Below are 26,334 nucleotides of genomic sequence, written 5' to 3' on the forward strand. Positions count from 1 at the left end.
ATCCGAAGACTGCCTTTTTATTATTTTTTCTGAAAAATTATTTGTTTTTCATTTCTTCCTTGATCTTGTTTTCCAATTCCTCGGAAAGTTCAGGATTGTCTTTTAACACATCTTTTACAGCATCACGTCCCTGACCTAGTTTAGATTCTTCATAGCTGAACCAAGAGCCGCTTTTCTTCACAATTCCCATATCTACTGCAGTATCCAGAATTTCACCTACTTTAGAAACTCCTTCACCGTACATGATGTCGAATTCAGCTTGTTTGAAAGGAGGTGCAACTTTGTTTTTCACAATCTTCACTTTCACACGGCTTCCGATAGCTTCGTCACCTTGCTTAATTGGTGCACTTGCTTTTCTGATATCAATTCTTACAGAAGCATAGAACTTAAGAGCGTTACCTCCGGTAGTAGTTTCAGGATTTCCGAACATTACACCGATTTTTTCTCTCAGCTGGTTGATGAAGATTACAGTACACTTCGTTCTTGAAATAGTAGCTGTAAGTTTTCTTAATGCCTGAGACATTAATCTTGCGTGAAGACCCATTTTGGAATCTCCCATTTCACCTTCGATCTCTGCTTTTGGCGTAAGAGCTGCAACAGAGTCAATAACTACGATATCGATAGCTCCTGAACGAATAAGGTTATCAGCAATTTCCAATGCCTGTTCTCCGTTGTCCGGCTGAGAAATAATAAGGTTTTCTAAATCGATTCCTAATTTCGCAGCATAAGTTCTGTCGAAAGCGTGCTCTGCATCAATGAAAGCAGCAATACCTCCAGCCTTTTGAGCCTCAGCAATAGCGTGAAGAGTCAGTGTTGTTTTACCTGAAGATTCAGGACCATATATTTCAATGATTCTTCCCTTTGGATATCCACCTATTCCCAACGCAATATCTAATCCTAAAGAACCGGAAGGAATTACTTCTATTGTAGTGTCTATGGCAGAATCTCCCAAAGTCATTACAGTCCCTTTTCCGTATGTTTTATCTAATTTGTCAAGCACTAAAGCAAGTGCTTTTTTCTTATCATCTATGTTACTCATCGCTATTAAAATAATTTCTCAAAAATACATAATTTAAACATCAAAAACTAATATTATTTGTTGCTGAAAGCTGTTCTTAAAGTTAAAAAATGATAAAATTTCATGAGTGATGTTATTCATAACGAGAGAGATGGGAATGCGGTATTGAAAAAATAAATTTAAGATAAGAAAGTTATAGTTGGAATCAGTAAGCAGAAGGCTGGGGGAAGTTAGTGTTGAATGAATGATTTCCAGTATTTATAATCCTGACAGCTTATTGATGATTATAACCGTAGTTTTATCTCCATCCAATATAAAAAAATGCTTATCTTATAACAATGATTTTAAGATCGTAATATGGACAGAAAATTAAAACTATTCCTGATTAAATCTTTTGCTGTATTAGCTGTTATACACCTTGCTTACTTTATTTACGGATATATAAAGTTTGAAGGTGTGCAGAAAATTAGTATCTATACAGAATTTTATAGGTTCAAATTTTACGATGATGTCTCTATTTCTCACTTTTTTATATCCGGCCTTTTTTTGTTTTTCTTTGTTATTCTCCTCCTTAGGAACCATTCTAAAAAAAGAAATGAACTTTCAAAAATTTTGGTAATCGGAATGATATTGCTGTTAGTGTCCTTTTCGTCTCTGACCTTTTTCATCAGTTATAGTTTGGGAATCAATGCAAAACTAAGAACTGAACTGCCTGAAAAAGATCTTAATAAAGATAAGACGCTGCTGAATGTCTTACAGCCTTTTTTATACAACTATACTTCCTACAGTTCAGAGAAACTCTTTAATCCTGAAAATATTTTATATCCCAAACCTTATCCTGTGATTGAGCAGAGAGATACATTATACTACGATCCGAATAATAGGGATTATTACTCAACGGAATCCAGCTATTACAGTATTGATACGCTAACAATGCTGAGCAATGATCATAAAAAATTAAACAACAAAGCTAAATTGGTACTTGATTTTCTTGGGCTTGACGCCAAAGAGCTGGAAAAAAGGATTATTTCTAAAAAGAAGATAGGGGATAGTACCGAAATTATCTTTAAAGGAGCAGAGGTACATCCTCAATACGACGAGAAGATGTGTATTTTTCTTGAAAACAAAAGTCTGTTTTCTCCATTGCATAAAATCTCAGAAAAGCAGCAACAGTATCAGAATGCAGTCGAAAGATATAATTTGCTTTACAAATATGGCCAGGATTCGCTGCTTTACTCGTTTCAGAGGCTGGATAACCTTTTAAAAAAATATAATATAGAAACGCAGATAGTTCCGAAAACGTTGACTCAAGATGTCTTGTATTACCGGGATCATCAGCAGGAGCCTCTGAATGCGATTCGGAATACTTATGAAAGAAATAGTTTAAAAGAGAAATTTGCAACCCTTGATCGATTGTTCTACAAACCGAACTACCTCCATCCTTCCATCAGAAAAATTTTCACTATTGCTGTCATTAGCGTCTGGCTTGTTTTATTTTTATTGTATCTGATCTGGAATTTCACAAGAAGTAAACCCTCTTCGGATCACTTTAACAGAAACGAGCAAATATGACTTCCTGCTTCGTTGAAAAATGAAGGGCTTAATGAAAGTTTGAATTTTGGGTAATATTCAGATAGTCTTCCAGCACTTTCATCTGATCTTTGTTTCCTCTTTTTATTCTGGCATTTCTGCTTACCATCCTGTCATAGATTTTATTGAAAATAATCTTTGAGTTGGGGAAAAGCTTTCTATTGGGGACTTCGGGAATGAGTAATCTTTTACAAACTTCATCATCCAGTAAGAACCAGGTACAGCAGATGTGCAGGTACCTTAAATTTTTTCTTTGAAATTCAAATTTTAAAATTGGATTTTCCAGCGATTCATTCAGTAAAGAATGAGCAAGAAGAACGGAATCTTTATCAGCAGGAGGCTGAACGGAAGTCCATAAATAAAAATATTCCGTAGCCTGTTTTTTGTCATCTGGAAGAAGATGTTCCGGAATTCCCAGAAGATATCCTACATATTTCCAAAGGTGGAAAATTCCCTGTTCTTCTTCAATGGAAAAAGTATTCCCCAATTTCTTAAGGCTATGGAGAAAAACCAGACTGAATCCGATATATGTTGCCATCATATCCCAGGAATTAATGGGCTCGCCCCAATTTTCGGTATCCCAGTTTTTATAATGTTTCTTAATGGAAAGTCTTGCGTAAGAATGGATGAGCCTCGTTTTTATGGCAAATTCATACCCTTTTGCGTGAAGTTCCAAAGCATTATACCGTGTGGCATTCACCCAGAAATCCAATGTTTCTGAAAGACGCTTTACAGCTCCTTTTTTTAAAGCTTCTGTTACGATGAGTGGCTTATTAAGGTAAGCATAATCATAACCTCCCATCAGGCAGTAATCCCTTAGTGAGATCAGAGAATCTAAGTTGCTTCTCATGCAGAGCTCGGCTCCGCTTTTTAATAAATTATGATCAAGCCATGCAGGAATTTCCTGGGTTTGGGAGAAAAGTCTTTTTACACTTTCAGGAACAGAATCTGTTTCAGAAACTCCAGTTCTTATATAATGTTCAATTTCTCGTGAAGCTTCATTGAATTTTTTAGTAAAATAAACATCTTTTACAACCTCATCGCCAATTTCATCCACATGATAAAAAAAAGAAGAGAATTTTTCAAAGTCTTGAAAACTTACCTGTGCTCCGGAAAATTTTATAAGTGACTTTCCATTGCCATTTTTCCAGAAATCTTTGAAATGGGGTGAATCTTTAAAACGGGGGTGTAGCATGTTCATTCCTTTACCTATAAAAGTACAAGTTTTACGCCGAAATTCCGTGGTGAGATTTATCAGGGTATAGGATGATACTTTGTGACTCTCAATATTACCCAAAAGGGTAATTGCTTCACATTGAGGGATTTTTGAACTTTGCTGCAACCATTAAAACTTTAGGTTATGCTGATAAAAAACGAAAACATGAAACTAGTAGATATCTCTGTTTATTCTAACGAGATTCTTACTGAAGGATTAGGACAGGCAGAGGTTACTGAACAGGATGCTCAGAACGCTTTGGCAGAACTTTATATTTCATACACTCAGGAACAGTCTGAAATGTTTTTAGTAAATAATGTAAATGCAGTGTCATTAACAGCTGCAAGTGTTAATTTACAAGCATTGTGGAGTAAGCTGAAAGAAATATTTTGTTCCATAGTACGGGAGGATAGTGTTTTTGGTAAAATCATTGATTTTATTCTGGAAGCCATTGCACAAATTATTCCTTTAGGAGTTTTTGTGAAATCTTTAGTAAAGATCATTATCAAGTATTTTTTCCAGAAGGGTATTGGTGCTGTGTGTCCCGTATAAACCAAAAAAACCTTCCCGACCGGGAAGGTTTTATATGATGTATTGCTGAGATCTTATTATAAAGAAGCAGCGTGTACAAGCATATCAACTAACTTGTTAGAGTAACCCATTTCGTTGTCATACCAAGAAACAAGTTTTACGAAGTTAGGAGAAAGCATGATACCAGCATCTTTATCGAAGATAGAAGTTCTCTTATCTCCTACGAAATCCTGAGATACTACAGCATCTTCAGTATATCCTAAGATACCTTTTAATTCACCTTCAGATGCAGCCTTGATTACTGAACAGATTTCTTCATAAGAAGCAGCTTTTTCAATTCTCACTGTTAAATCTACCACAGAAACGTCAACAGTTGGTACTCTGAAAGACATACCAGTTAATTTTCCGTTCAATGAAGGGATTACTTTTCCTACCGCTTTAGCAGCACCTGTAGAAGAAGGGATAATGTTGTTCAGAGCAGCTCTACCACCTCTCCAGTCTTTCATTGAAGGACCGTCAACAGTTTTTTGAGTTGCTGTTGTAGCGTGTACAGTTGTCATTAAACCTTCTACGATTCCGAAATTATCGTGAATTACCTTAGCTAAAGGAGCTAAACAGTTTGTAGTACAAGAAGCGTTTGATAAAATTTTGATATCATCAGTAAGTTCCTTGTGGTTTACACCCATTACGAACATTGGAGTATCATCTTTAGAAGGAGCAGAAAGGATTACTTTTTTAGCACCTGCATTGATGTGGGCCTGAGCAGAATCTTTAGATAAGAAAAGACCTGTAGATTCTACGATATAATCAGCACCAATTTCATTCCACTTTAGGTTGTTCGGATCTCTTTCAGCAGTTACTCTGATTCTTTTTCCGTTTACTACAAGATCATTTCCTTCTACAGAAACTTCACCTGGAAAAATACCGTGTACAGAGTCATATTTTAACATGTAAGCCATGTATTCTGCATTGATAAGGTCATTGATTCCTACAACTTCAATGTTGTCTCTTTCAGTCATTGCTCTGAAAACAAGACGTCCAATTCTACCAAAACCGTTGATACCTACTTTAATTGTTGACATAATAGTTTGTTTTTATAGATTATAAAAATAATTAGATTGCTAAAATTTCCGAAATCAACATCAGATCTTTGTTGATTTCATTATGCTTTTTAATGGCTTCCTCAATAGGAGTATATACTAAATCATTGGAACGCATTCCTGCCATTACATTAGTTTGCCCTTCCATTAATCCTACTACCGCACCATATCCAAGTCTGCTGGCAAGTACTCTGTCTGCACAGCTGGGAGAACCTCCTCTCTGGATATGTCCTAACACAGTTACACGAATGTCATATTCCGGGAATTCTTCTTTAGTCTTGTTTGCAAGATCATAGATACTTCCTTGTTTCTCACCTTCTGCTACCACAACAATGCTGGATGCTTTTCCTGTTTTCTCTGCCTTTCTGAAATTAGCGAAAAGCTCATCTCTGCAGTCTTTTTTCTCAGGAATAAGAATATCCAGAGCACCCGTTGCCAACCCACTGTTTAAAGCAATGAAACCTGCATCACGTCCCATTACCTCAACAAAGAAAACTCTGTTGTGGGAAGTAGCCGTGTCACGGATTTTGTCAATCGCTTCCATCGCAGTATTCAGAGCAGTATCGTATCCGATCGTATTGTCTGTTCCGAAAATATCATTGTCGATAGTTCCCGGCACACCCACTACTCTGATGCCGAACTCTTCACTGAAGATTTTGGCGCCTGTGAAGGTTCCGTCTCCACCAATGCATACCAATCCGTCTATTCCAAGCTTTACACAATTGTCATACGCTTTCTGACGGCCTTCTTTGGTTCTGAATTCAGTAGATCTGGCAGACTTTAGAATTGTTCCACCCTGGTTGATTATATTTTTTACGGAACGAGCTCCCATTTTCAGGAAATCGTTGCTGATAAGGCCATTGTAGCCCTCTCTCACTCCGTAACATTCGATATCATAGTAATTGGCGGTTCTTACTACCGCTCTTAATGCCGCATTCATACCCGGAGAGTCACCTCCTGAAGTAAGAACTGCAATCTTTTTTACAGCACTCTCTTTCATCAAGTAAAAAATTTCGAACACAAATTTACAAAAACAAGTTCAGATTATCGTAGTAACTTTCCAATAGTTTTGAATATAAATTATTAAAAGCTTCTGAAGTTTGTAGGTTTAAAAATATATCGGGCTGTTTTGGTTTCCTTATCGTTGATATCAAGATTGTACCAAGGCGAAATATTTTTGTTAAACGGATTGGAGAGCAAGTGAATAGACTGTGCCGGGGTAAATCCTTCTCCTAATAAAAATAATTTCTGCCCTTCCTTATTTTTACTTACTCCGGCAATAAAAACAACATGTCCGGGACTTCCGGGGGTAATCAGGATGTCTCCCGTTCTTAAATCCGCGTTTTTTTCTATGGGTTTTGTTTCTTTATTTAATGAAATGGTTCCTGCATAGTTGAAGATGAGGTCCAGGTAATTCCTGAAGTTCTGGTAAGAATCATCAAAGCCTGATGTTTTTCGGAAGTTGACAGAATTTCCATTGACAAAAGCTCTTGTTCCGTTTTTATAATCACTCCAGCTGATGAGATCGCCGCTTGTAAAATGGAATTTAATTTCATCCGTCATTTTCATCTTATATAAATATTCGGCTCTCAGTCGGATGACAGCATCGGCACATTGTTGCAGGTCTTTGTTTCCTGTATCAATATCAAGAACAGCCTCGTGAAGATCTTGTGTGGAAATAGGATTGCCGTCGTATTTTAAAATTTGACTTCCATAAGGTTTCAACTTAAAATTCTCAATAAAATACCCAAAGCTGTCCGGTTTCTCATCTACCCATCTATACTCTGGAGGAGCAAAAAATCTTTCTTTAATGGTGTTTTTATCTTTATTGATTTTTACAAAGCTTTCAGAGTCTTGACGATTGAGGTTGGATGGAGATTTATCATGAGTGCAGCCCAACAGAGCAATGGCCATGACCAGTCCTGAAATATTTTTTTTCATATTGTATTTGATTCTATTACAAATATGAGCATTTTTGTAATAGATAGGTCAGGGTTAGGTGAATCAATAGAGAAACCTGTTTACTTCTCTTCCGGCACTTCGGATTCGGGAAGAAGTAACTTCCCCCAATCATTCAGATGCCAGAGAATTTTCACCAGTTTTTCTCCCAGTTCAGTAAGTGTATATTCTACTCTTGGAGGAAGTTCATTATAAGAATGTTTCGATAGGATTCCATCTTTCACCATTTCAGTTAATTGCTGATTAAGAACCCGACGGTCAACTTTAGCAATTCCGCGGAGAAATTCACTGGGACGTTTTTTTCCTTCATTAAGCTGCCATACAATAGGAATTTTCCATTTTCCACTGATGCTGTTAACGGCGACTTCCAACGGACAGATTTTATTTTCTCCGGCTCTTCCCTTTGTTTCCATAAAATTGACTTTTTTACCCCTATGGGCGAAAAATATGCGGTATTGCCCATTTATAAAGGCTTTTACACCTTTGTGAAAATAATAAATTTAAAAGCAATGAATACACTGGCAATGCAGATTGAGAAATTGAATAATGACTTGTCCTCAAAGCTTACCCAGGAAACCTTAAAAGTATTTGGGCAATCTATAGAGGATTTGAGAACAAAAAACATTGAAGAAAACAGCATTCAGATAGGTGCCAGGATTCCTGAGTTTTTTTTACCCAACGCATATGGTGAAATGATAGATTCTTTGGGAGTTCTTAAAAAACAATAAATGATTTTAGTGTTTTACAGAGGCTCCTGGTGTCCTTACTGTAATCTGGAATTGAATTTTTTGCAGAAAAATCTTCCCGGAATAAATGATAAAAATACTGTTTTGGTGGCTATTTCTCCACAAAGTCCGGATCATTCATTACCTATGGCTGAAAGAAACAAATTGGAATTTGAAGTACTTACAGATTTTAATAATGCTTTTGCTGAAAAATTAGGAATTGTATTCCAATTACAGGAGTTTGTCATTCCTTATTATCAAGATCTAGGAATTAACCTTTTTGATTTTAATAAAAGTGAAAACAACACTTTGCCGGTCCCGGCTATATTTGTGGTAGATAAAGACAGAGTCGTCACCTATAAGTTTTTAGACGTGAATTACATGAACAGAGTAGATATGGAAAAATTATTACAGGCGTTATGACGGAAAAACGAAAAGGAGCGCGCTCCATCAAAGATATTCCTGCAGACATTTTAAAGCAGCTGAACCAAGGCAGACTGGAGACGGCTAATCTTACAGAATGGCTGGCAGTAGATCAAAAGATTTTACTGGAAAGTCTGCTTCTGCAGAAAAACCGTACAAAATATCTGAAGACAGTTTTAGAAAATATAGATCAGCTTAAAAAGCAAACAGTTAACAGCATCAACGAAGCCATTGGAGTAGGACTACTCAATCTGGCAGTCGAAAATCATGATCAGGCTTTTTTATCAGAGATTTCTACCCATCAGTCAGATCTGGTACGCTGCTGGGCTGCGTATGCTGTGGGAAGAAACAAGAATCTGAATATCGGAGAAAAATTAAATAAAATCCGTGCTTTTGCTTCAGATACTCATTTTGGAGTAAGGGAAATTTGCTGGATGACAGTACGTCCTGACATTTCAGAAAATCTTGCCGAAGCTATCTCCATCTTATCTGAATGGGCCACTCATGAAAATGAAAATATAAGGCGTTTTGCCAGCGAGTCAACAAGACCAAGGGGGGTCTGGTGTGAACATATCGCGGAATTGAAACAAAATCCGGGATTAGGATTAGAAATTCTGGAGCCACTACAATCTGATTCATCCAGATATGTGCAGGATAGTGTAGGAAATTGGCTTAATGATGCCGGTAAGTCAAAACCTGAGTTTGTCATAGAAATTTGTGATGAATGGCTTAAAGAAAACCCAGCAAAAGAAACCCAGTATATTGTAAAAAAAGCTTTACGAACCATCAGGAAATAAAAGTTATCCACAAAACAAACTTGCCGGTTCATTTTCTATCCGAATTTTGGACCGGAGAAAAATTGAATATGAATCCCTTCAATAAAGGATTTGACATAAGAATCTTTTCAAATCTCTATAATACTTAGTTAAAAAAGTTATCCACAATATCAAAATGTTAATTTATTTTTTAGTCGAAGTAGTTGTAATTTAAAAAGTTAATGAAGTTTCTTCTCAAGGGCTTTGGCGTGAATTTTTGTTTCTTATCTAACTTAAAAAGTTATCCACAATATGGAAATGCTGATTAGTTTCCCTCCTAATTTTCCAAATGAAATAAAAAATTAGAAAGAGTACAACATACAATATATAGGGTGTGAAAATTTATGAGACTTATGGTGTCTGTAATTGTAAAAGTTATCCACAAAGTCAGATTGTTGATTTTGTGTGATTATAAATACTTGATCATTAGTGTAGTATGAAAGTTGCATTTGAAGGGGCTTATCGTGGATTTTTATTTTTAGGTTATTGAAAAAGTTATCCACAAAGTGGAAATTAGAATTGGATCCCGGCAGATCCTTGATATTTCGAAGATCTAATAAAAATAGGACACGGATGCCATTCATATAAGAAGAAGATCTACATAGAGTATTATCATTTATGGTTAAAAAAGTTATCCACAATATCAGAGTGCTGATTTGTTTTTTACTGTAAATAACTATTAATGAGTTTTTTAATTAGAAGTCCTCGCAGAAGTGCTTAGCATGAATTTTTGTTTGCCAAATAACTGAGAAAGTTATCCACAAAGTGAAAATGTTGATTTCATTGTATATGATAGTCAATATGTTGTAAATGAAAAAGCTTACCACTTTTCGGTCAGGTACTTCCAATATCTTTTCGGGACATGTTGAATATGAAGTTTAAGATTTTTCCTTTCAACAATATTGGTTTTGGTAAAGTATCTCTGCCAAAGGGTTTGGTAACGGTTTTCATCATCGTGAAATTTCTCATGATATTTATTGAGGTCCAATTTCTCATCAGGGTAGAAGAAATCGCAGTTTTCCAGATCATAAAGAATACCATAGTTTCTTCGCAAATCGTAGATCATCCATTTCTGATCCTGGTAGCGGTCTTTAAAATGTTTTCTGATCAGTGGAAGTACATCAAAATCCGGATCTATTTTCGCAAAGAAAACGCCATCCAGCATTTTTTCAAAACGGACAAAAGCAGTCATCCGGTGTCTTTCACGATCTACAGATTTGCAGATTTTTGATATTTTTAAAATATCACGGTCGGCATAATTTTCAAGTATATTTTCCATCGGGTGTTTTATGGATTGTTGTACAGCCGACAAAATAAGTTGTTCTGACTCGGCTTCTTCTGATAAGAAAACCTTAAGTAACTTATGAATTCCTGATTTACCTATATTGTCTTCGAGTTTATTTAAAACTCTTTCCGATTTATCATTCTGCGTAACTACTTCGTGAATTTCAGCGAAAATATTCTTCTGGTGAAAACGCGATTTTCTGAATATTTCAACCTCTTTATAACGATATTCAAAAACTTCGAATACCGCGGTTAAAATTCCGTCAAAACTTCCGTCATAAATCATTGTAATCATAATTCTTTTTTTGGTAGCGAAGGTGCATTATGTACAAAAATAACGAAAAAGACACCCACTAAAACTGAGTGAGTGTCCTTTTTTAAAATAAAATTGCTCTGTTCTTTTTTATTCTTTGAAATACTGTATTCTCTGAGATTCAGGAAGATCGTTGAGGTGTGGCATTTCACCGTTACGGTATTCTCTGTAGAGTTTTGAGATATCTTCAGGGCTGTCGGCAACAAATGGTCCGTGCTGTACCACGGAAACATTATGAGGTTTTCCTGCATAAAGTACAAAGCGGGCTGTTTGGTCGCCTGTCTCAAATGTTAACTGGCTCTCTTCGTCACTTCCTGTTTTGTTGAGCCATCCGGTCTGACCTGTTTTTACAGTTCTTCCGGAAATCTTCACAGAGCCATCTAATACATAGATCAAACCATTATAATCTCCCGGCATTTCCTGCACTATATGTGCATTTTTTTTCATGTGATAGTCTATTAAACTGAAGGGGGTGTAATCTTTAACAGGAGAAGTGAGTCCGTTGCTGCTGCCACTATAAATTCTTATTTCATAGTGATCGGTGATGATCTTAGGAACATCCTCTAAAAGTATTTTTTGAAAAATTGGCTGCGTCCATCTTTTGTCAAGAGGCAGCACAATCCAAACCTGCAGGTAATGTACATTTTTTTCTGTTGATATTTCCTCTGTATGAATAATGCCTTTTCCTGCACTCATGATTTCAAGACTGCCGGTTAACAGTTCTTTTTCGTCACCGTTTAATACGAGGGTTAATGTTTCAATTCCTGCATGGGGGTGGGGACCGCCTACCGGAGGTCCACCCGGAAGATTCATATCATCGTCCATAAATACAATAAACGGATCAGAATCCTGATAAGGAATATTTTCCAATACGTTTAATGCTTTATGCCCTTTTCCTAAAAAACCTTGTCGCCATGACCCTTGTATTACTGATTTTATTGTTCGTTGTATCATTGTAAGTGCTTTTATTTATAAGTCAAATTTCCAAAAAAAATCTCTACATTTATCATGTGTTACCTAAAGGATAGTAGTTACAAAAAAGATACTTATGCATACTAAAGAAACATGTCAGAGATCTATCCGTGCGCTTAAAGATACATTGGATGTGGTAGGAGGCAAATGGAAATTGGTACTGGTCACAGTTCTGATGAGTGGGAAAAGGAGGTTTGGAGAATTATCCCGTGAAGTGGGGATTACGCCCCGTATTTTATCTAAAGAATTGCAGGAGCTGGAAGTCAATGGTCTTGTAAGCAGAACGGTTCTTGATACGAAGCCTGTTACGGTGGAATATGAGCTTACTCCGTACAGTAAAAGCTTACAGGAAGTACTGACTTCCATGGAAAAATGGGGTGAAAGCCATAGAGAAAAAACGATTAGGGAAATGCAGGAAGACAATTCCGAATACCATAAATAATATCATCCCTGCCCGAGCTCTGTATTTTTCCGGATTATAATCAAAACAAACTCAACTGCTGAGAAAATTGATTGTGAAACTTGGAAGAGCTTCCCCCTACAAGCAGTTTTCTAAAGTTTTTATCCGTCAGATATTTCAGATAAGCATTTCCGGTGTTAAAATCAATAAAATATTTAGCCCGGTTCACTGCTGCTCCCAGTTTTTTGAGGTGATCCATCGTTAAAATCTGAAACCTTCTTGCGCTGATAATCTTCTGGGCAGATTTTACTCCTATTCCCGGGATTCTTAAAATCATCTGATAATCCGCAGTCTGAAGGTTGATCGGAAACTGATGCAAATTCCGTAGAGCCCAGCTTAATTTCGGATCTACTTCCAGATCAAGAAAAGGAACGTTTGGATCTAAGATTTCTTCCGCTTTAAAACCATAAAATCTCATCAGCCAATCCGACTGATACAAACGGTTTTCACGAAGCATAGGTACCTCGGTAGTTAAAGAAGGCAGTCTTTTATCTTCTAAAACAGGAACATAACCTGAATAATACACCCTTTTCAGATTAAAATTTTTATAAAAATGATCGGCAACTTTGATGATCTGCAGATCATTTTCGTTAGTGGCTCCTACAATCATCTGTGTAGACTGTCCTGCCGGAGCAAACTTGGGAACTTTTTTCAAAACTTTTTTCTCGTCCTGATATTGGGTGATTCCTTTCTGAATGTAGCGCATCGGGTTGATCATATCCTGTCTGTTTTTCTCAGGAGCTAACAATTTTAATCCGCTTTCCGTTGGAATTTCAATATTTACAGATAATCGGTCTGCATATAGCGCAGCTTCCTGCATCAGCTCGTCGCTTGCACCTGGAATAGATTTCAAATGAATATAGCCATTAAAATTCTCTTCCACACGCAGCTTTTTGGCTACTCTTACGAGCCGTTCCATAGTAGTATCTGCATTTTTGAAAATTCCTGAGCTTAAAAACAAGCCTTCAATATAATTTCTACGGTAAAAATTAATTGTAAGATCTACCACTTCTTCAACTGTAAAAGCTGCTCTTTTAATATCATTTGAACTTCTGGAAACACAGTAAGCACAATCATAGATACAATGGTTGGTCAATAGAATTTTAAGAAGAGAAACACATCTTCCGTCTTCCGTATAGGTATGACAAATTCCGCTTACGGAACTGTCTCCTAAAGCCCCTTTTTTATTTTTTCTGGTCCCTCCGCTGGAAGAGCAGGAAACATCATATTTCGCTGCATCGGCAAGGATTTCGAGCTTTTCTTTCAGGCGTTCAAAATTCATATTTCTTAAGAATTGATATTATTTGTATCGGACTTTAATTAAATAGTGTTCAAATTTAGCTCCAAAATTGATAAATGTCAATCTTTTTTCATAGAAGTTATCAACAAAAAAGCCCCTCAAAATCATTATATTTACGGCTCATTAAAGTTTATATTATGAATCATAAACCAATCGAAGGGTTTTCCAAGCTTCCAAAACAGGGGAAAATCGACTGGCTCGTAAACGAATACCTTGAAGGAAATCACGAATACCAAAATATATTAAAACAATATTGGAACGAAGATGCAGACCTTCAGAAACTTCACGACGAATTTTCTGAAAATACCATCTCCAATTTTTATATGCCCTACGGAATTGCTCCAAACTTTTTGATTGACGGAAAGCTATTGGCACTTCCCATGGCAGTTGAAGAAAGTTCAGTAGTAGCAGCTGCTTCGAAAGCTGCAAAATTCTGGATTGATAAAGGCGGTTTTAAAACCACAATCATCAATACAGAAAAGCTAGGGCATACCCATTTTATATTCAATGTAGAATCTCACAAACTTTTACATTTCTTTAATTTCAGCCTAAAGAAAAAACTGCTTGAAGCTACAGAAGATATTACATCCAACATGAGAAAACGTGGAGGAGGTATTTTAAATATAAGCCTGGTGGATAAGACTGCAGATATGCCGAATTATTACCAGTTGAAAGCAAGTTTCGATACCGTAGATTCTATGGGCGCAAACTTTATCAATTCGTGTCTTGAACAGTTTGGAAAAACATTGAGACAGGAAGTGGCAACCAGCGAAGATTTTACACAGGATGAAAAGAACTCTTTACAGATCGTAATGAATATTCTTTCCAACTTTACACCTGACTGTATCGTGAGAGCTGAGGTTTCCTGTAAAATGGAAGATTTAAAAGATGACAGCGGAATTTCTCCTGAAGAATTTGCATCCAAGTTCAAACAGGCGGTTACCATTGCCGAAATTGAACCTTACCGTGCAACTACTCACAATAAAGGAGTGATGAACGGTGTAGACGCTGTAGTGATTGCTACAGGAAATGACTTCAGAGCTACTGAAGCCTGTGCTCATGCTTATGCTGCCAGAGACGGACAATACAGATCTCTGACGCATTGTACAACTGACAATGGTGTTTTCAGATTCTGGATTGATCTCCCAATTTCTGTAGGAGTTGTAGGAGGGTTGACCAATCTTCATCCTCTGGTAAAATTCTCTCTGGCATTATTAGGAAAACCTTCTGCACAGGAATTAATGAGTATTCTCGCCGTTTCAGGATTGGCTCAGAATTTTGGAGCATTACGTTCTTTAGTTACTACAGGAATTCAGAAAGGTCACATGAAAATGCACTTATTGAATATTTTGAACCAACTGGGCGCTACAGAAGAAGAAAAACAGCACTTTGTTGCCTATTTTAAAGATAAGACGGTAAGCCATCATGAAGTGATCAATGAGTTTAACCGAATGAGAGGAAACTAATGCTACAGATCATTTTGCCCGTTATATTCCTTCTCTTTGGATTCTTTTTAAAGAAAACAACAATGGAAGGTTTTAAAAGTTCCAGAAGATTTGCCAATATGTTTATTATACTGGGAGTTTCAACTTTGGTTGCCAAGTTTATTTTAATGTATCTAAAGTCGAAATAGTGAAAAAAAGTACCTTATTTTTTCTGTTGATTTCAGGTTTAAGTTTTTCACAGCAGAAAAACCTGAAAATAAATTTTTTACAGCCGAAATCTGAAAATTGTAATTTTCCTGTGGTTTCTTATGCAGATAAACCAACAGTAGAAAATAAGATCAATACTTTTTTACAGGTTGATCAGCTGGAATATATTCCCGGTTCAGGAGGAAACCCCTTTAAGCTGGTTTCCAGTGGAAAGACGTCTTACTCTAACTATGTTGATTTTTATAGCTGGGAAAAGAGGGATGCACCAAAGAATATCTTGTGTCTTGCCATAGATGGAGAGGCTTCCGGAGCCTACCCGGAATATTTCATGATCTGGAAGAATTTTGACCTCAGAACCGGAAATTTGATTAATATTCAGGATCTTTTTCAGCCAGGTGCCGTTAAAGTAGTGGAAAGTATTATTCAGAAAAGAATAAGAAAAAATATTAATGATTTTCTCACTCAGTTAAAATCAGAAAAAAATCCTTCACAAGAAGTGTTGGATCAGATTGCTATTTATGAAGGCTGCTATACAGATTATACTTTAGATGGAATCAAATATTATTTCACCGAAGATAAGCTTAAATTTATTGCCGGTAGATGTGCGAATCACGCTATGAGAGCACTGGATGAGCTGGATGAGCATGTTATTGAACTGTCTTATAAAGAGCTTGATAATTACTGGAGTCCTTATGCGAAGAATTTACTTAACGGATCTCCAAAAGCTGATAAAACCAGTTTCAGGAATAAACTGTACAAAGGAATGATAGGCGGAAAATATCCGGTGACAGTTCTTATAAAAAACTTTTATGATGCTAAAGACGCAAAAGGAGAAAGTTCCTTTTCTGCATGGTATTGGTATGATAAAAGTAAAAAACTTATTGAGTGGAACGGAAAGATGAAAGGAAACCATATCTCAATTACTGAAAATGAATACTACAGTGAGGAGACAAATCAATGGATCATCAGAGCCTTTGTAGAAGCAGAAATGAGCGGGAATAAAATTACAGGAACCTGGCAGGATTATAAAACTAAAAATGATTTAACCATAGAATTAGAAGAATTGTAAAATGATAATCATAAGAAAAATTTTTTCACTTGTAGCCTGCACGATTGTTACTGCTGCTCTTGCTCAAAATACCAGAGCTACTTTACGAAAAACAGTCAATAGCCTTTACTCTGATATACGAAAGAAATGTGGGAAAGACATTGAAATTCTAGATGAAAAATATAAAGCAATAGCAGGGAAATCACCAAATGGAAGTCTCTCAAAAGCTGATGAGCAGGAATATACCAAGCAATTCAACACTTTGAAAAGCTCTTATTCTGATTGTCAGAATAAAAACCAGCCTCAAAAAGTAGAAAAGCTTAAATCATTGCTGGAACAAGTTGAAAAAGAAAATAAGGAAGCTTCTTCGATAAAAAACAATAGTCCTTCATCTGCTGCACAGCCGTTTTCACCAGACATTATCCGCAATGAAGTGATTAAAGCGTTTAGTGGAAGTGAACTTTTAGAAAATCAGGATGCCCCTCTGAAACTTAGATTTAACTTTATTGTAGATAAAGATGGTATCATGAAAGAAGTTAAAGTGACAGGAACAGATAATGAGGAAATTAAATTATTTTCTGCTTTGAATTTTTACTCAATCCAGAAAGTTTTTTTACCCGAAATGAAAAATGGCGAACCGATCAGAAATATGTATAGCCTGCCGGTTACCTTGGCAATAGAATAATTCTAGTAAAAATATTTTAAGTTAAATTTAAATGAAAACAATTACTTTAGTTTTTGGAGCAGTTTACGGAATGGTATCTGTAATCCTAGGTGCATTCGGAGCGCATGCTTTAAAGAAAATACTGGCTGTGGAAAGACTGGAAAGTTTTGAAACAGGAGTAAGATACCAGATGTACGCAGCATTTTTCCTGCTGATCATCGGATATATCTTAAAATTTGAAACATCAGCTGAAAAATGGACTTCAATTTTAATGATTGCAGGAACTCTTTTATTCTCACTGAGCATTTACTTTTTGAGTATGCAGGATTACTTAGGAGTGAATCTTAAATTCTTAGGCCCTATTACTCCGCTTGGTGGTCTGATGATGATCTTAAGCTGGGGAATGCTTATTTTTTACTTTGCTAAAAATAAAATTTAAGAATAAATAGTATTAATACACCTGCATATGGATCTCATGAGTTTCTTTCAGCAGGAAGTTCGCAGGGATCTTTATCAATGAAATATTTTACGTTTGCAGTGGTATTCAGACAGAGCAAAGGCTTTAAAATATCAATAACAAATGATGATTGTAATTTTAAAATAAATTAAAATGAAAATCAATAGAAGGCGGCGGTTAATACGAACATTCAACCTTTTAGATCAACCCATTACATTTAATCCTTTTGTATTCAGCCGTACTTTTTTTATGTGGGCTATTACTGGTCTCGTAGGAGGTATTATTGCCGGCGGATATTGGATTGTGCTGGAATATTTTACAGAATTTCTTTCGGGATTTCAAGGGTGGCAGGTGATTCCTACCATGGCAATCTGTGGTCTGTTGGCAGGATTGGTCATCCATTTTATTGGTGATCCGGGAGAAATTCATCTGATTGTCAATAATATCAGATTCAATAAAGGAAAACTTGATCCGAAGAACAACCCTTCCATGATTTTGTCATCCCTTTTTTGTGTGGCTTCAGGAGGAAGTTTAGGTCCGGAAGCTCCTTTGGTACAGGTGACAGGCTCTACAGGAACATGGCTGGGGAAAATTTTCAGATTAAAAGGAGAAGAATTACGCTCTTTAAGTATTGCAGGGATGGCTTCAGGCTTTACAGCTCTGTTTGGCGCTCCTCTGGGAGGAAGTCTTTTTTCATTGGAAATCCTGCATCATAAGCATGCCGTGGAATATTACAGGGCCATTATTCCCGCATTGGTGGCAAGCTGCTTCAGTTACCTTATGTTTGCTTTAATTATCCATCTCGGAATAGGAGCAACCTGGGATCTGAAAGCTTATCATTATACAGGGGCATATGATTTTGCCTATGCCATAGCTTTTGGAATTGTAGGAACACTGTTTGGATGGATTTTTATTTTTGTAGTTAAGTTCTTCAAGAAAGCTTTTGAGTACCGAAAATTTCCGATCTACATTAAAACATTTGTGGGCGGGATCATTTTGGGAATTATCGCTTATAACTTTCCAATTACAAGATATTTTGGACATCATGAAATCAATCAGCTGATCGGTGGAAATTTTGGTCTGAAATTTCTAATCTTAGTTTTGATCTTTAAAATACTGGCAATTGCGATTACCGTAACCTCCGGATGGAGGGGTGGTTTTATCATTCCATTGTTCTTCGTGGGAACCACTTTGGGATTAATTATCCATACAATTTTTCCTGGAGTAGACACTACCTTGGCGATTGTAAGCTGTATGGCCGCCATCAATGCCTGTGTGACGAGAACTCCTATGAGTACAACGATTATTTTGGGTACACTTACCGGATTTACTTATTTTGTACCCATATTATTCGCCAGCCTGACAGGATATTTCCTTGCTCCAAAAATTCCGTTTATCGGATCACAGTCTGAAAAATTGGTTGAAGAGTAGAAAAGTGATTTATAGAATAATTTATGATCTGTTTTAAAGATCACTATATCAAAAAAGTTCAGGAATTTCCTGAACTTTTTTTAATTTTATAAAGAGAAGTTTTCTTTCAGCCATTTAAGCTTATTGAAACTTTTGAGAAATTTCGTTTTGGCGGAAATGAATTTTTCCTGTGCCTCAATCATTTTATTTTCTCTCGAATTGATAAGGAAAAGTGAGCTTTCACCGTTCGTATACTTTGTTTCTTCTGCGGTAAGAAGCTTTTGATAATTCACAAGATTATTTTGTGAAAGACTTATCTGAGTATGATAATTCAAAAGCTCGTTCTTATACGTTTCAATTTTAGTGGTAAGTTCTCTTTTTTTGAGTTCAGTATCAAGCTGGTTTTGTTCTATTTTAATTTTGGCTATTTGATAATGAGCTTTGGCTTCCCTTTGGAATAAGGAGATTTCAAGTTTTAAACCATATTGAAAATTACTTTCAAAGAGTGGGAGGTAATCTGCACGGTAACTTTCTTTGTTGAAAAAGTTATAAGTAAAGTCAATTTTAGGAAGAAAGCTCTGCCATTTCAGTTTACGTTCACTTTCTAAAATATACTGTTTCTGATTATAATAATGCACAGACCAATGACTGGCAGTTTCTTTTGTCTGAATTTCCTGTAAAAGAAATTCAAAATCCGAATAAGCAATGTGGTCCGAAAGCTGATCTGCGGGATAAATAAACTGAGAAATTTCATAGATCTCTAGATTATCTTTCCAGAGAAATAACTGTAGCTGCTGGGTATTTTTGATAAAGTCTAAAAAAGCTTCTTTCTGCTGAATTTCAAAGTTTTGCAACTGAGAGGCCGCTTCAGTGGTATCTATAGCCGCTCTTTCTCCATATTCAAAAGTCTTTTGAGTAAGGTTCAGACGCTTTCTGCTGATTTCAACTGCTTTCGTCTGCAGCTGGTAGATTTCGAAGCTTTTTACCCATTCCCAATAGGTGTTTTCAGCGTCAAGAAGAAGTTCGTTGGTTAATACAGTCTGCTCAGCTTGTGTCATTTTTAAAGCAAACTTTGCCTGATCCAGCATCGCTCTTCGTTTATCATACAAAAGATTTTTAGCCAAAGGAACAGAAATCCCCATACTGTAAAGCCCTCCTTTGGTTTCACTGGAATTCAGCTTTTCGCCATCCAGATAATGATATCCAGTTGTCACATCAATTCCGTACCAGGTGGGAATACCCAGTTCAATATTTTTCTGTCTGTAGTACTGTAGTCCGTCAATATTTTTTTCGCCAAGCTTTCCTCCCAAAACAGGATCAAAGCTTCCTCTCGCTTTGGTAATCTCTGCGTGAGCTATTTTATTCTGCAGCTGATATTTCAATGCCAGCGGATGATAATTTTTGACTATCGAAATGAATTCCTTTGATGAAATACTTAAAGAATCCTGAGCCTGACCATATTGAAAAAAAGAGATGATCAGAATAAAAAGAAATTTACTTCGTTTTCTCATACTTGCCGGATTGATCATTTTTTACTTCATAATAATCAGGTGGAAAACCGTTTATATTTCTCCAGAGTTCATACCAGACAGGAACATCATTGAGGATAGCAATACCCTGTACTCCGGCTCCCATTTTAATTTTAGGAGGCCATCTTTTTTCTTCTTTATCTTCCGTAACCAGAGCTTTGAAAAGTCCGTTACTGCTGATATTACTTTCCACAGCAACCACCTTGCCGGCAAATGTTCCGTAGCTGGAATTAGGCCATCCTGAAAATACAATTGCAGGAAAACCATCAAAGATGCACATGATGCGCTGCCCTTCTTTAACCAGTGGAAGGTCTACCGGTTTTATAAAAATCTCTACAGCATAATCTACAATAGTGGGTACTATGGTTCCTATATTTTCACCATCTTTCAAAATTTCGCCAATCCCCGCTTTGTTGAGCTGTATTACCTGACCATCCTGTGAGGCAATGATGAAATAAAGACCCTGCCTGGCTTTGTAGTTGGCTACCTGGTTTTCAAGCTTGGCAATATCACCTTCACTTCCTTCTATTTGTCCCATACTTTGAAAACGGTCTCCTTCTATTTTACTTAGTTTCTCTATGTAATCCTGAATCACAGAATTTTGTTCAATTCCAGTATTGATAATTTCCTGCTGGGTTTGGGCGGTTTTATTTTCCGAAGCTGTTTTTTTTGCAATGGTATTTTGGTACGAGATATTTCTCTGTTGAAACTGAGTAAGAGATACTAAACCTTCCTCATACATTTTTTTCTGACGGATATACTGATCTTCAGATAGTTTAAGCTCATTGGTAGCTGCTTCAAGTTCAGCTTTTTCACCAGCAAGTTTATTATTCAGCTGGCTGGTTTTGATTTTTAACTGATTGAGCTTTAGGTCTCTTGCCGAGTGTAGTGCCTGAATCTGGTTTTTAACGGTTCCTACTTTAGCTTCATAAAAATTTCGAACTCCTTTTTTAGCATCCACCTGCTCCTGTGTTCTCTGTACCAAAAGAGGGTCTAAATAGTCTTCTTTTACTTCTGAAAGCTGCAGCAAAGTGTCTCCTTTTTTTACATAATCTCCATTTTTTACATTCCATCTGATGATTTTCCCCGGAATAGGAGAGTGAAGCTGCTGTGGACGCTGTTCCTGATAAAGAGAAGTTATGTTTCCTTTCACTTTTATATTCTGTGTCCAGGGAAGAAATAAAGTGATAATTCCTCCAATGAAAATAAATAAGAACCATCTTTTTACCCTTGATTTCTTATGGATATGATATATTTTGTCAAATGACTGTAGTTCCATGTTACTGCTTTTTTTGATATGTTTTTAAAGTCCCGTTTTCCATATGAATATGCTGGTCAGCATATTGAAGTAGTTCGGGATCCTGTGAAACAATAATGATTGTCGCTTTTTCTTTCATCTGCTGAAGATATTGTATCATCTTATCCTGATATTCTTCATGGATTCCCGCAAAAGGGTTTTCCAGAATGATCAGCTTTTTTTCTCCAAGAAGAGCACGCAGAAGCAATATTTTTTTCTTTGAACTGAATGTTATTTCAGAATCAGTCTCACTAACTTCAGTGAAAAATCCTTTGCTGAACATGCTGGAAATATTTTCTATTCCTATATTTTCTGAGAGTTCAAGAATATCTTCCGTATGGCTTTTGGGGTTGCCCAATATGATATTTTCCTTCACCGTTCCCTGAACGATTTTCATATTTTCAAGATATAAACCTATGCTGTTTCTAAATTTTTGTTTGTCAATGTTTTTTAAAGGGATTCTGTCTAATAATATGGTTCCTGCAGTGGGTTCAAAAAATCCCGTGATCATATTGATTAAAAGTGTTTTTCCAGCTCCCAGTGTACCCGTTAAAATAGTGATACTATTTTCCTGAATTTTAAAGTTCAGATTTGAAAGGATTGGAGTACTGTCACTAAATAAAAAGCCAACGTCTTTAAATTCTATCTCTGTTCCCTTTTCTTTCCGGGACAATATAATTTCACCATTTGGTTCTTCTTTAAGCTCTGTGATTTTTGAAAGTTTAGCGAAAGAGGCGATAAGATCATAATAGCTTTCAAGACTTACAATAAGCTTTTCGACCGCTGCCATAATACTAAGAACAACAATTTCTGTTGCAATAAAAGCTCCGATATTCAATTTCTGATTGATCAGAAGATAGGTCCCGATAGCAAGCATTGCTAAAGTAATAATGACTTTAAAAGCAATAATAGTTTTGTATTGAAATACAAGAATTTTAAAATGAGAAGTTCTGTGCTTAAGATATTCTACCACTCTTTCATCTGTTCCTTTTAAATGGGAGTTGTTATCAGAATGCATTTTGAAAGTCTTCACAGATCCGGCAATATCTTCTATCCAGGCAGCAGTATCATACTTTTTGTTGCTTTCCTCAATACTGGATTTTATGCCGCTTTCCATGGTATACCGGAAGATAATAACAACAGAAATAACGACCAGGGCTCCGAATGCCAAAAACCAAAGGTGGTAAAAAGAAAGCAAAAGAATCCCAAAAACAATCTGGATCAGAGCGGTGGGAATTTCTAACAGAATTTTTGAAATCCCTTTCTGTAGATTTTGAATATCAAAAAACCGGTTTACCAGTTCTGGCAGATAGTATTTTCTGGTATAAGAAAGATCTGCCTTAGGTATTTTTTCTGCAATGGCTAGGGAAAATTCTACAAATATTTTTTGCTGGATTTTTTCAATGATCTGTATAACTTTTAGTCTGAAATATCCGGCAAGCCATGTTCCTATAACTACAAAAAAAATGAGAATATAAATAGAAGTTGTCATGGTAGCTCCCATCACAAAACTTACAATAGACTGTATTCCCAAAGGAACACTCAGTAAAACAAGGCCGTTAAGGATTGCATAAAAGTAAATATTGGTAACATCCTTTTTTTCTTTTGTAATATAACGTATCAGTCTTTTGCCCTGTTCGTTTGCTGTTATTTCCATTTTTCTTATTTAGTAGAGTTTAATGTTTATCTGTTTCAGTTTTTTCAATAAACAAGGGTAATGGTTATCAGAAAATAAGACCGGAAGTCTATTTTTCAGATAACTTACATAAGATATAGGATGTTAATTCTTTTAGACAGATAAAGTAAATTGGAATAATAGATACTTTTTTAAGCAACACTTAATAGATTCGTTTTGATCTGTTTTTAGTATCAACTTTTCCGGATTTTTCTTTTTTTCTGCATTTTTGAAATATGGCTTTTCGTACATTATAGATTTAATTTGAAAATTCATGTCCTATATCTCTGTTATTTCCGGAGGTCAAAGATAATAGATGGGATTTGTTAATACTCTTATCTACATTAGAATGGGATTAAAATGTCATTAGAAAATGACGGCCGGATTTCTTTTTTTTATGATCATTATCATATTATTCATAGATTCACCGCTTTGAATCTGAAAAGATCACCCTTAAACTTACAGAATGAATTAAAAGTTAGACAAATTTCTTTTTAACCTTGTTCATTTTTAGTAAATTTGTCAACCTTTAAATATTAAAATAAAATAATAAAAATAATATGAATCTTCACGAGTATCAATCAAAAGAGATTTTATCAAAGTACGGAGTAGCTATCCAACGTGGTTTCGTTGCCAACAACGTAGATGAAGCTGTAGCAGCTGCTGAAAAATTGACTGCTGAAACCGGAGCACAGGCTTGGGTTGTAAAAGCACAGATTCACGCAGGTGGTCGTGGTAAAGGTGGTGGTGTTAAGTTTTCTCCAAACATGGATAAGTTGAAAGAAAACGCTCAGAACATTCTGGGAATGCAGTTGGTAACTCCACAAACTTCTGCTGAAGGTAAAAAAGTACACTCAGTTTTGGTTGCAGAAGATGTTTATTATCCTGGAGAATCTGAAACTAAAGAATTTTATGTTTCTATTCTTTTAGACAGAGCTGAAGGGAAAAATACAATCGTATATTCTACTGAAGGTGGTATGGATATTGAGCATGTTGCAGAAGTAACTCCTCATTTGATCCACAACGAACTTATTGATCCTGCTTTAGGTCTTCAAGGGTTCCAGGCAAGAAAAATTGCTTTCAACCTAGGTCTTGAAGGAAATGCTTTCAAAGAATTTACAAAGTTCATTACTTCTTTATATAACGCATATGTAGGAATTGATGCTTCTCTTTTCGAAATCAACCCAGTATTAAAAACTTCTGATAATAAAATTATCGCTGTAGATGCTAAAGTAACTTTAGATGGTAACTCATTGTTCCGTCACAAAGATCTTGAAGCATTAAGAGATACAAGAGAAGAAGATCCTATCGATGTTGAAGCCGGTGAAGCTGGTCTTAACTTCGTAAAACTGGATGGTAACGTTGCTTGTATGGTAAACGGAGCTGGTCTTGCAATGGCAACTATGGATATCATCAAATTATCAGGTGGTAACCCGGCTAACTTCCTTGATGTAGGGGGTACTGCAGATGCTCAGAGAGTGCAGACTGCTTTCGGAATTATCTTAAGAGATCCAAACGTAAAAGCGATCTTGATTAACATCTTCGGAGGTATTGTAAGATGTGACAGAGTTGCTCAGGGAGTTGTAGATGCTTACAAAGCTATGGGTAGCCTTCCGGTTCCATTGATCGTAAGATTACAGGGAACTAACGCAGTAGAAGCTAAAAAACTAATTGATGAGTCTGGTCTTCCGGTACACTCTGCAATTACATTAGAAGAAGCAGCAAACAAAGTAAAAGAAGTTTTAGCTTAATCTAAAATTTTAAAATACATAGAAACCGTTTCATTTTTGAAACGGTTTTTTTTGTTGGAGGCAAAGGAACAAAGATTTCTAATTTTTAGATATCATTAGCTCGATTACGATATTCAGCCTTTTGTAAATAGTATAAAAAGAAAAGACTACCTCAAAACTGAGATAGTCTTTATCTTTATAGATGATTTCTTACTTATCCTGATAGCTTTCCGGTAAATTGGTCTCACCGTTGGTAATACTTATACTGGTAGGCGTTACCAACTGGATTTTATCCGCATCAAAGCGTTCTTTAATACTTAAATAAGCTTTACTTCTTATCTGAGCCAAATTAGCTCCTACTTTTATCCAGAACTTTACCTGGAGGTTAAATGCGCCTTGTTTCAGATCTGTAAAGATTACTTCCACAGTATCTAACTTATCTACATTATCTAGATTTTTGATCACTTCCAGGATTCCCTTCTGTGCTTTGCTGATATCCTCATCTGCAGGAATTTCAAAATTTAAAATAATCCTGCGCTGTGGTGAAGCTGTAATATTATAAAATGGTGCATTGAAAACAACCTGATTGGGAATGTAAGCCTTCTTACCATCATCAGTAAGAATCTTTGTTGTTAAAAAACCGATTTCCTGTACCGTTCCCGAATGGGTTCCTATGGTGATATAATCTCCTACTTTAAATGCTTTATCAATTCCGATAAGCATTCCGGAGAAAATACTGGAAACAAGATCTTTCAAAGCAACCCCCGCAATCACTCCGGCAACTCCTAAACTTCCGATAAATTTCCAAAGAAAACCGCTGAAACCCATTATTTCAAGAGAAATAAAAGTCCCCATCATCATGATCAGAAATCTGAATATACTGATTAAAGTAACCAGCGAGCTTTCTTTTTCACTTTTCGGGAAAAATTTGTGAAATAATTTTACAGCAACCTGACTCATGTATTTACTGGTGATAAGAAAAAATGTAAATACTAAAATTCCGACAACTAGTTTTGGGGTTAGCCTTGCAAAGGTTACATACCAGTTATCTAATACCTTGTACACCAGGTCGATATAAGTAATTCCGGTTTTCTCCATGAATAAAATTTTAATTAAAGATATAAATTTTATGCAAAAAATTTGCCAGTTCGAAAAAGTCTACTAAA

Annotated in this window: 25 protein-coding genes; 12 read left to right on the plus strand and 13 right to left on the minus strand. The window is 36.0% G+C overall.

Annotated features, from left to right (window positions below):
• Positions 1-37: 37 nt before the first annotated feature.
• Entirely contained in the window at positions 38-1,039 is a 1,002-nt protein-coding gene (recA, locus tag AC27VX_RS19750; protein WP_236856035.1) for a recombinase RecA, read from the minus strand.
• A gap of 603 nt (positions 1,040-1,642) precedes the next feature.
• Here recA and AC27VX_RS19755 point away from each other — a divergent pair.
• Entirely contained in the window at positions 1,643-2,590 is a 948-nt protein-coding gene (locus tag AC27VX_RS19755; RefSeq protein ID WP_488697467.1) for a hypothetical protein, read from the plus strand.
• Positions 2,591-2,618: 28 nt separating this feature from the next.
• Here the strand turns inward: AC27VX_RS19755 and AC27VX_RS19760 are convergent, their stop codons facing one another.
• Positions 2,619-3,809 carry an oxygenase MpaB family protein gene (locus tag AC27VX_RS19760; protein WP_488697469.1) on the minus strand — a complete coding sequence of 397 codons (1,191 nt, stop codon included), beginning with the start codon at positions 3,807-3,809 and terminating at the stop codon, positions 2,619-2,621.
• Positions 3,810-3,989: 180 nt separating this feature from the next.
• Here AC27VX_RS19760 and AC27VX_RS19765 point away from each other — a divergent pair, with 180 nt between their 5' ends.
• Positions 3,990-4,376: a hypothetical protein gene (locus AC27VX_RS19765; protein WP_488697471.1), complete on the plus strand. Its 387-nt coding sequence runs from the start codon at positions 3,990-3,992 to the stop codon at positions 4,374-4,376.
• 56 nt (positions 4,377-4,432) lie between these two features.
• On the opposite strand, the gene gap is transcribed toward AC27VX_RS19765, so the two are convergent.
• The 4 genes from gap to AC27VX_RS19785 form a co-directional block, all read right to left on the minus strand.
• Positions 4,433-5,437: a type I glyceraldehyde-3-phosphate dehydrogenase gene (gap, locus tag AC27VX_RS19770; RefSeq protein ID WP_236856031.1), complete on the minus strand. Its 1,005-nt coding sequence runs from the start codon at positions 5,435-5,437 to the stop codon at positions 4,433-4,435.
• Positions 5,438-5,468: 31 nt separating this feature from the next.
• Complete coding sequence (gene pfkA, locus AC27VX_RS19775; RefSeq protein WP_236856030.1) at positions 5,469-6,455, minus strand: 6-phosphofructokinase; 987 nt, start codon at positions 6,453-6,455, stop codon at positions 5,469-5,471.
• Between the two features lie 83 nt (positions 6,456-6,538).
• Entirely contained in the window at positions 6,539-7,396 is an 858-nt protein-coding gene (locus AC27VX_RS19780; RefSeq protein WP_488697473.1) for a DUF4846 domain-containing protein, read from the minus strand.
• 80 nt (positions 7,397-7,476) lie between these two features.
• Positions 7,477-7,827, minus strand: a complete 351-nt coding sequence (locus AC27VX_RS19785) for a winged helix-turn-helix transcriptional regulator (protein ID WP_488697475.1) — start codon at positions 7,825-7,827, stop codon at positions 7,477-7,479.
• Between the two features lie 96 nt (positions 7,828-7,923).
• Here AC27VX_RS19785 and AC27VX_RS19790 point away from each other — a divergent pair, with 96 nt between their 5' ends.
• The 3 genes from AC27VX_RS19790 to AC27VX_RS19800 are packed head-to-tail and all read left to right on the plus strand — an operon-like array spanning position 7,924 to position 9,359.
• The gene (locus AC27VX_RS19790) at positions 7,924-8,142 is read left to right on the plus strand and encodes a hypothetical protein (RefSeq protein WP_488697477.1); all 219 of its coding nucleotides are present in this window, start codon (positions 7,924-7,926) and stop codon (positions 8,140-8,142) included.
• On the plus strand, positions 8,143-8,562 hold the full coding sequence (locus AC27VX_RS19795) for a peroxiredoxin-like family protein (RefSeq protein ID WP_488697479.1): 420 nt from the start codon (positions 8,143-8,145) through the stop codon (positions 8,560-8,562).
• The gene (locus AC27VX_RS19800) at positions 8,559-9,359 is read left to right on the plus strand and encodes a DNA alkylation repair protein (protein WP_488697481.1); all 801 of its coding nucleotides are present in this window, start codon (positions 8,559-8,561) and stop codon (positions 9,357-9,359) included. Before AC27VX_RS19795 ends, AC27VX_RS19800 begins: the two co-directional genes overlap by 4 nt.
• An 838-nt stretch (positions 9,360-10,197) precedes the next feature.
• Here AC27VX_RS19800 and AC27VX_RS19805 read toward each other — a convergent pair.
• Positions 10,198-10,956: a TIGR03915 family putative DNA repair protein gene (locus AC27VX_RS19805; RefSeq protein ID WP_488697483.1), complete on the minus strand. Its 759-nt coding sequence runs from the start codon at positions 10,954-10,956 to the stop codon at positions 10,198-10,200.
• 108 nt (positions 10,957-11,064) lie between these two features.
• Positions 11,065-11,928, minus strand: coding sequence for a pirin family protein (locus tag AC27VX_RS19810; protein ID WP_488697485.1), 864 nt, complete (start codon positions 11,926-11,928; stop codon positions 11,065-11,067).
• A gap of 94 nt (positions 11,929-12,022) precedes the next feature.
• Between AC27VX_RS19810 and AC27VX_RS19815 the strand changes: the two genes are divergently transcribed.
• Positions 12,023-12,388 (plus strand): winged helix-turn-helix transcriptional regulator, encoded by a 366-nt coding sequence (locus tag AC27VX_RS19815; protein WP_236856023.1) that lies wholly within the window; start codon positions 12,023-12,025, stop codon positions 12,386-12,388.
• 40 nt (positions 12,389-12,428) lie between these two features.
• Here AC27VX_RS19815 and AC27VX_RS19820 read toward each other — a convergent pair whose 3' ends face one another.
• Complete coding sequence (locus AC27VX_RS19820) at positions 12,429-13,688, minus strand: putative DNA modification/repair radical SAM protein (RefSeq protein WP_488697487.1); 1,260 nt, start codon at positions 13,686-13,688, stop codon at positions 12,429-12,431.
• A 155-nt stretch (positions 13,689-13,843) separates the two neighbouring features.
• On the opposite strand from AC27VX_RS19820, the gene AC27VX_RS19825 reads away from it, so the two are divergent.
• From AC27VX_RS19825 to AC27VX_RS19845, 5 genes are all read left to right on the plus strand, one after another.
• Entirely contained in the window at positions 13,844-15,172 is a 1,329-nt protein-coding gene (locus AC27VX_RS19825) for a hydroxymethylglutaryl-CoA reductase, degradative (RefSeq protein ID WP_236856021.1), read from the plus strand.
• 166 nt (positions 15,173-15,338) lie between these two features.
• On the plus strand, positions 15,339-16,427 hold the full coding sequence (locus tag AC27VX_RS19830) for a hypothetical protein (RefSeq protein ID WP_488697489.1): 1,089 nt from the start codon (positions 15,339-15,341) through the stop codon (positions 16,425-16,427).
• Between the two features lies 1 nt (position 16,428).
• Positions 16,429-17,091 carry an energy transducer TonB gene (locus AC27VX_RS19835; RefSeq protein ID WP_488697491.1) on the plus strand — a complete coding sequence of 221 codons (663 nt, stop codon included), beginning with the start codon at positions 16,429-16,431 and terminating at the stop codon, positions 17,089-17,091.
• Positions 17,092-17,122: 31 nt separating this feature from the next.
• A complete protein-coding gene (locus AC27VX_RS19840) occupies positions 17,123-17,509 on the plus strand; it encodes a DUF423 domain-containing protein (RefSeq protein WP_236856018.1) in 387 nt (128 codons plus the stop codon).
• 171 nt (positions 17,510-17,680) lie between these two features.
• Complete coding sequence (locus AC27VX_RS19845) at positions 17,681-18,958, plus strand: chloride channel protein (protein WP_236856017.1); 1,278 nt, start codon at positions 17,681-17,683, stop codon at positions 18,956-18,958.
• An 86-nt stretch (positions 18,959-19,044) separates the two neighbouring features.
• On the opposite strand, the gene AC27VX_RS19850 is transcribed toward AC27VX_RS19845, so the two are convergent.
• The 3 genes from AC27VX_RS19850 to AC27VX_RS19860 are packed head-to-tail and all read right to left on the minus strand — an operon-like array spanning position 19,045 to position 23,420.
• Positions 19,045-20,448, minus strand: a complete 1,404-nt coding sequence (locus AC27VX_RS19850; RefSeq protein WP_488697494.1) for a TolC family protein — start codon at positions 20,446-20,448, stop codon at positions 19,045-19,047.
• The gene (locus tag AC27VX_RS19855; protein WP_488697495.1) at positions 20,432-21,745 is read right to left on the minus strand and encodes an HlyD family secretion protein; all 1,314 of its coding nucleotides are present in this window, start codon (positions 21,743-21,745) and stop codon (positions 20,432-20,434) included. Before AC27VX_RS19855 ends, AC27VX_RS19850 begins: the two co-directional genes overlap by 17 nt.
• A 1-nt stretch (position 21,746) precedes the next feature.
• A complete protein-coding gene (locus AC27VX_RS19860) occupies positions 21,747-23,420 on the minus strand; it encodes a peptidase domain-containing ABC transporter (RefSeq protein ID WP_488697497.1) in 1,674 nt (557 codons plus the stop codon).
• 578 nt (positions 23,421-23,998) lie between these two features.
• On the opposite strand from AC27VX_RS19860, the gene sucC reads away from it, so the two are divergent.
• Positions 23,999-25,189, plus strand: a complete 1,191-nt coding sequence (sucC, locus tag AC27VX_RS19865; RefSeq protein ID WP_236856013.1) for an ADP-forming succinate--CoA ligase subunit beta — start codon at positions 23,999-24,001, stop codon at positions 25,187-25,189.
• A gap of 189 nt (positions 25,190-25,378) precedes the next feature.
• Here sucC and AC27VX_RS19870 read toward each other — a convergent pair whose 3' ends face one another.
• Positions 25,379-26,266: a mechanosensitive ion channel family protein gene (locus AC27VX_RS19870; protein ID WP_236856012.1), complete on the minus strand. Its 888-nt coding sequence runs from the start codon at positions 26,264-26,266 to the stop codon at positions 25,379-25,381.
• Between the last annotated feature and the right edge of the window lie 68 nt (positions 26,267-26,334).

The organism is Chryseobacterium sp. 14P4.3.2 (assembly GCF_057799275.1).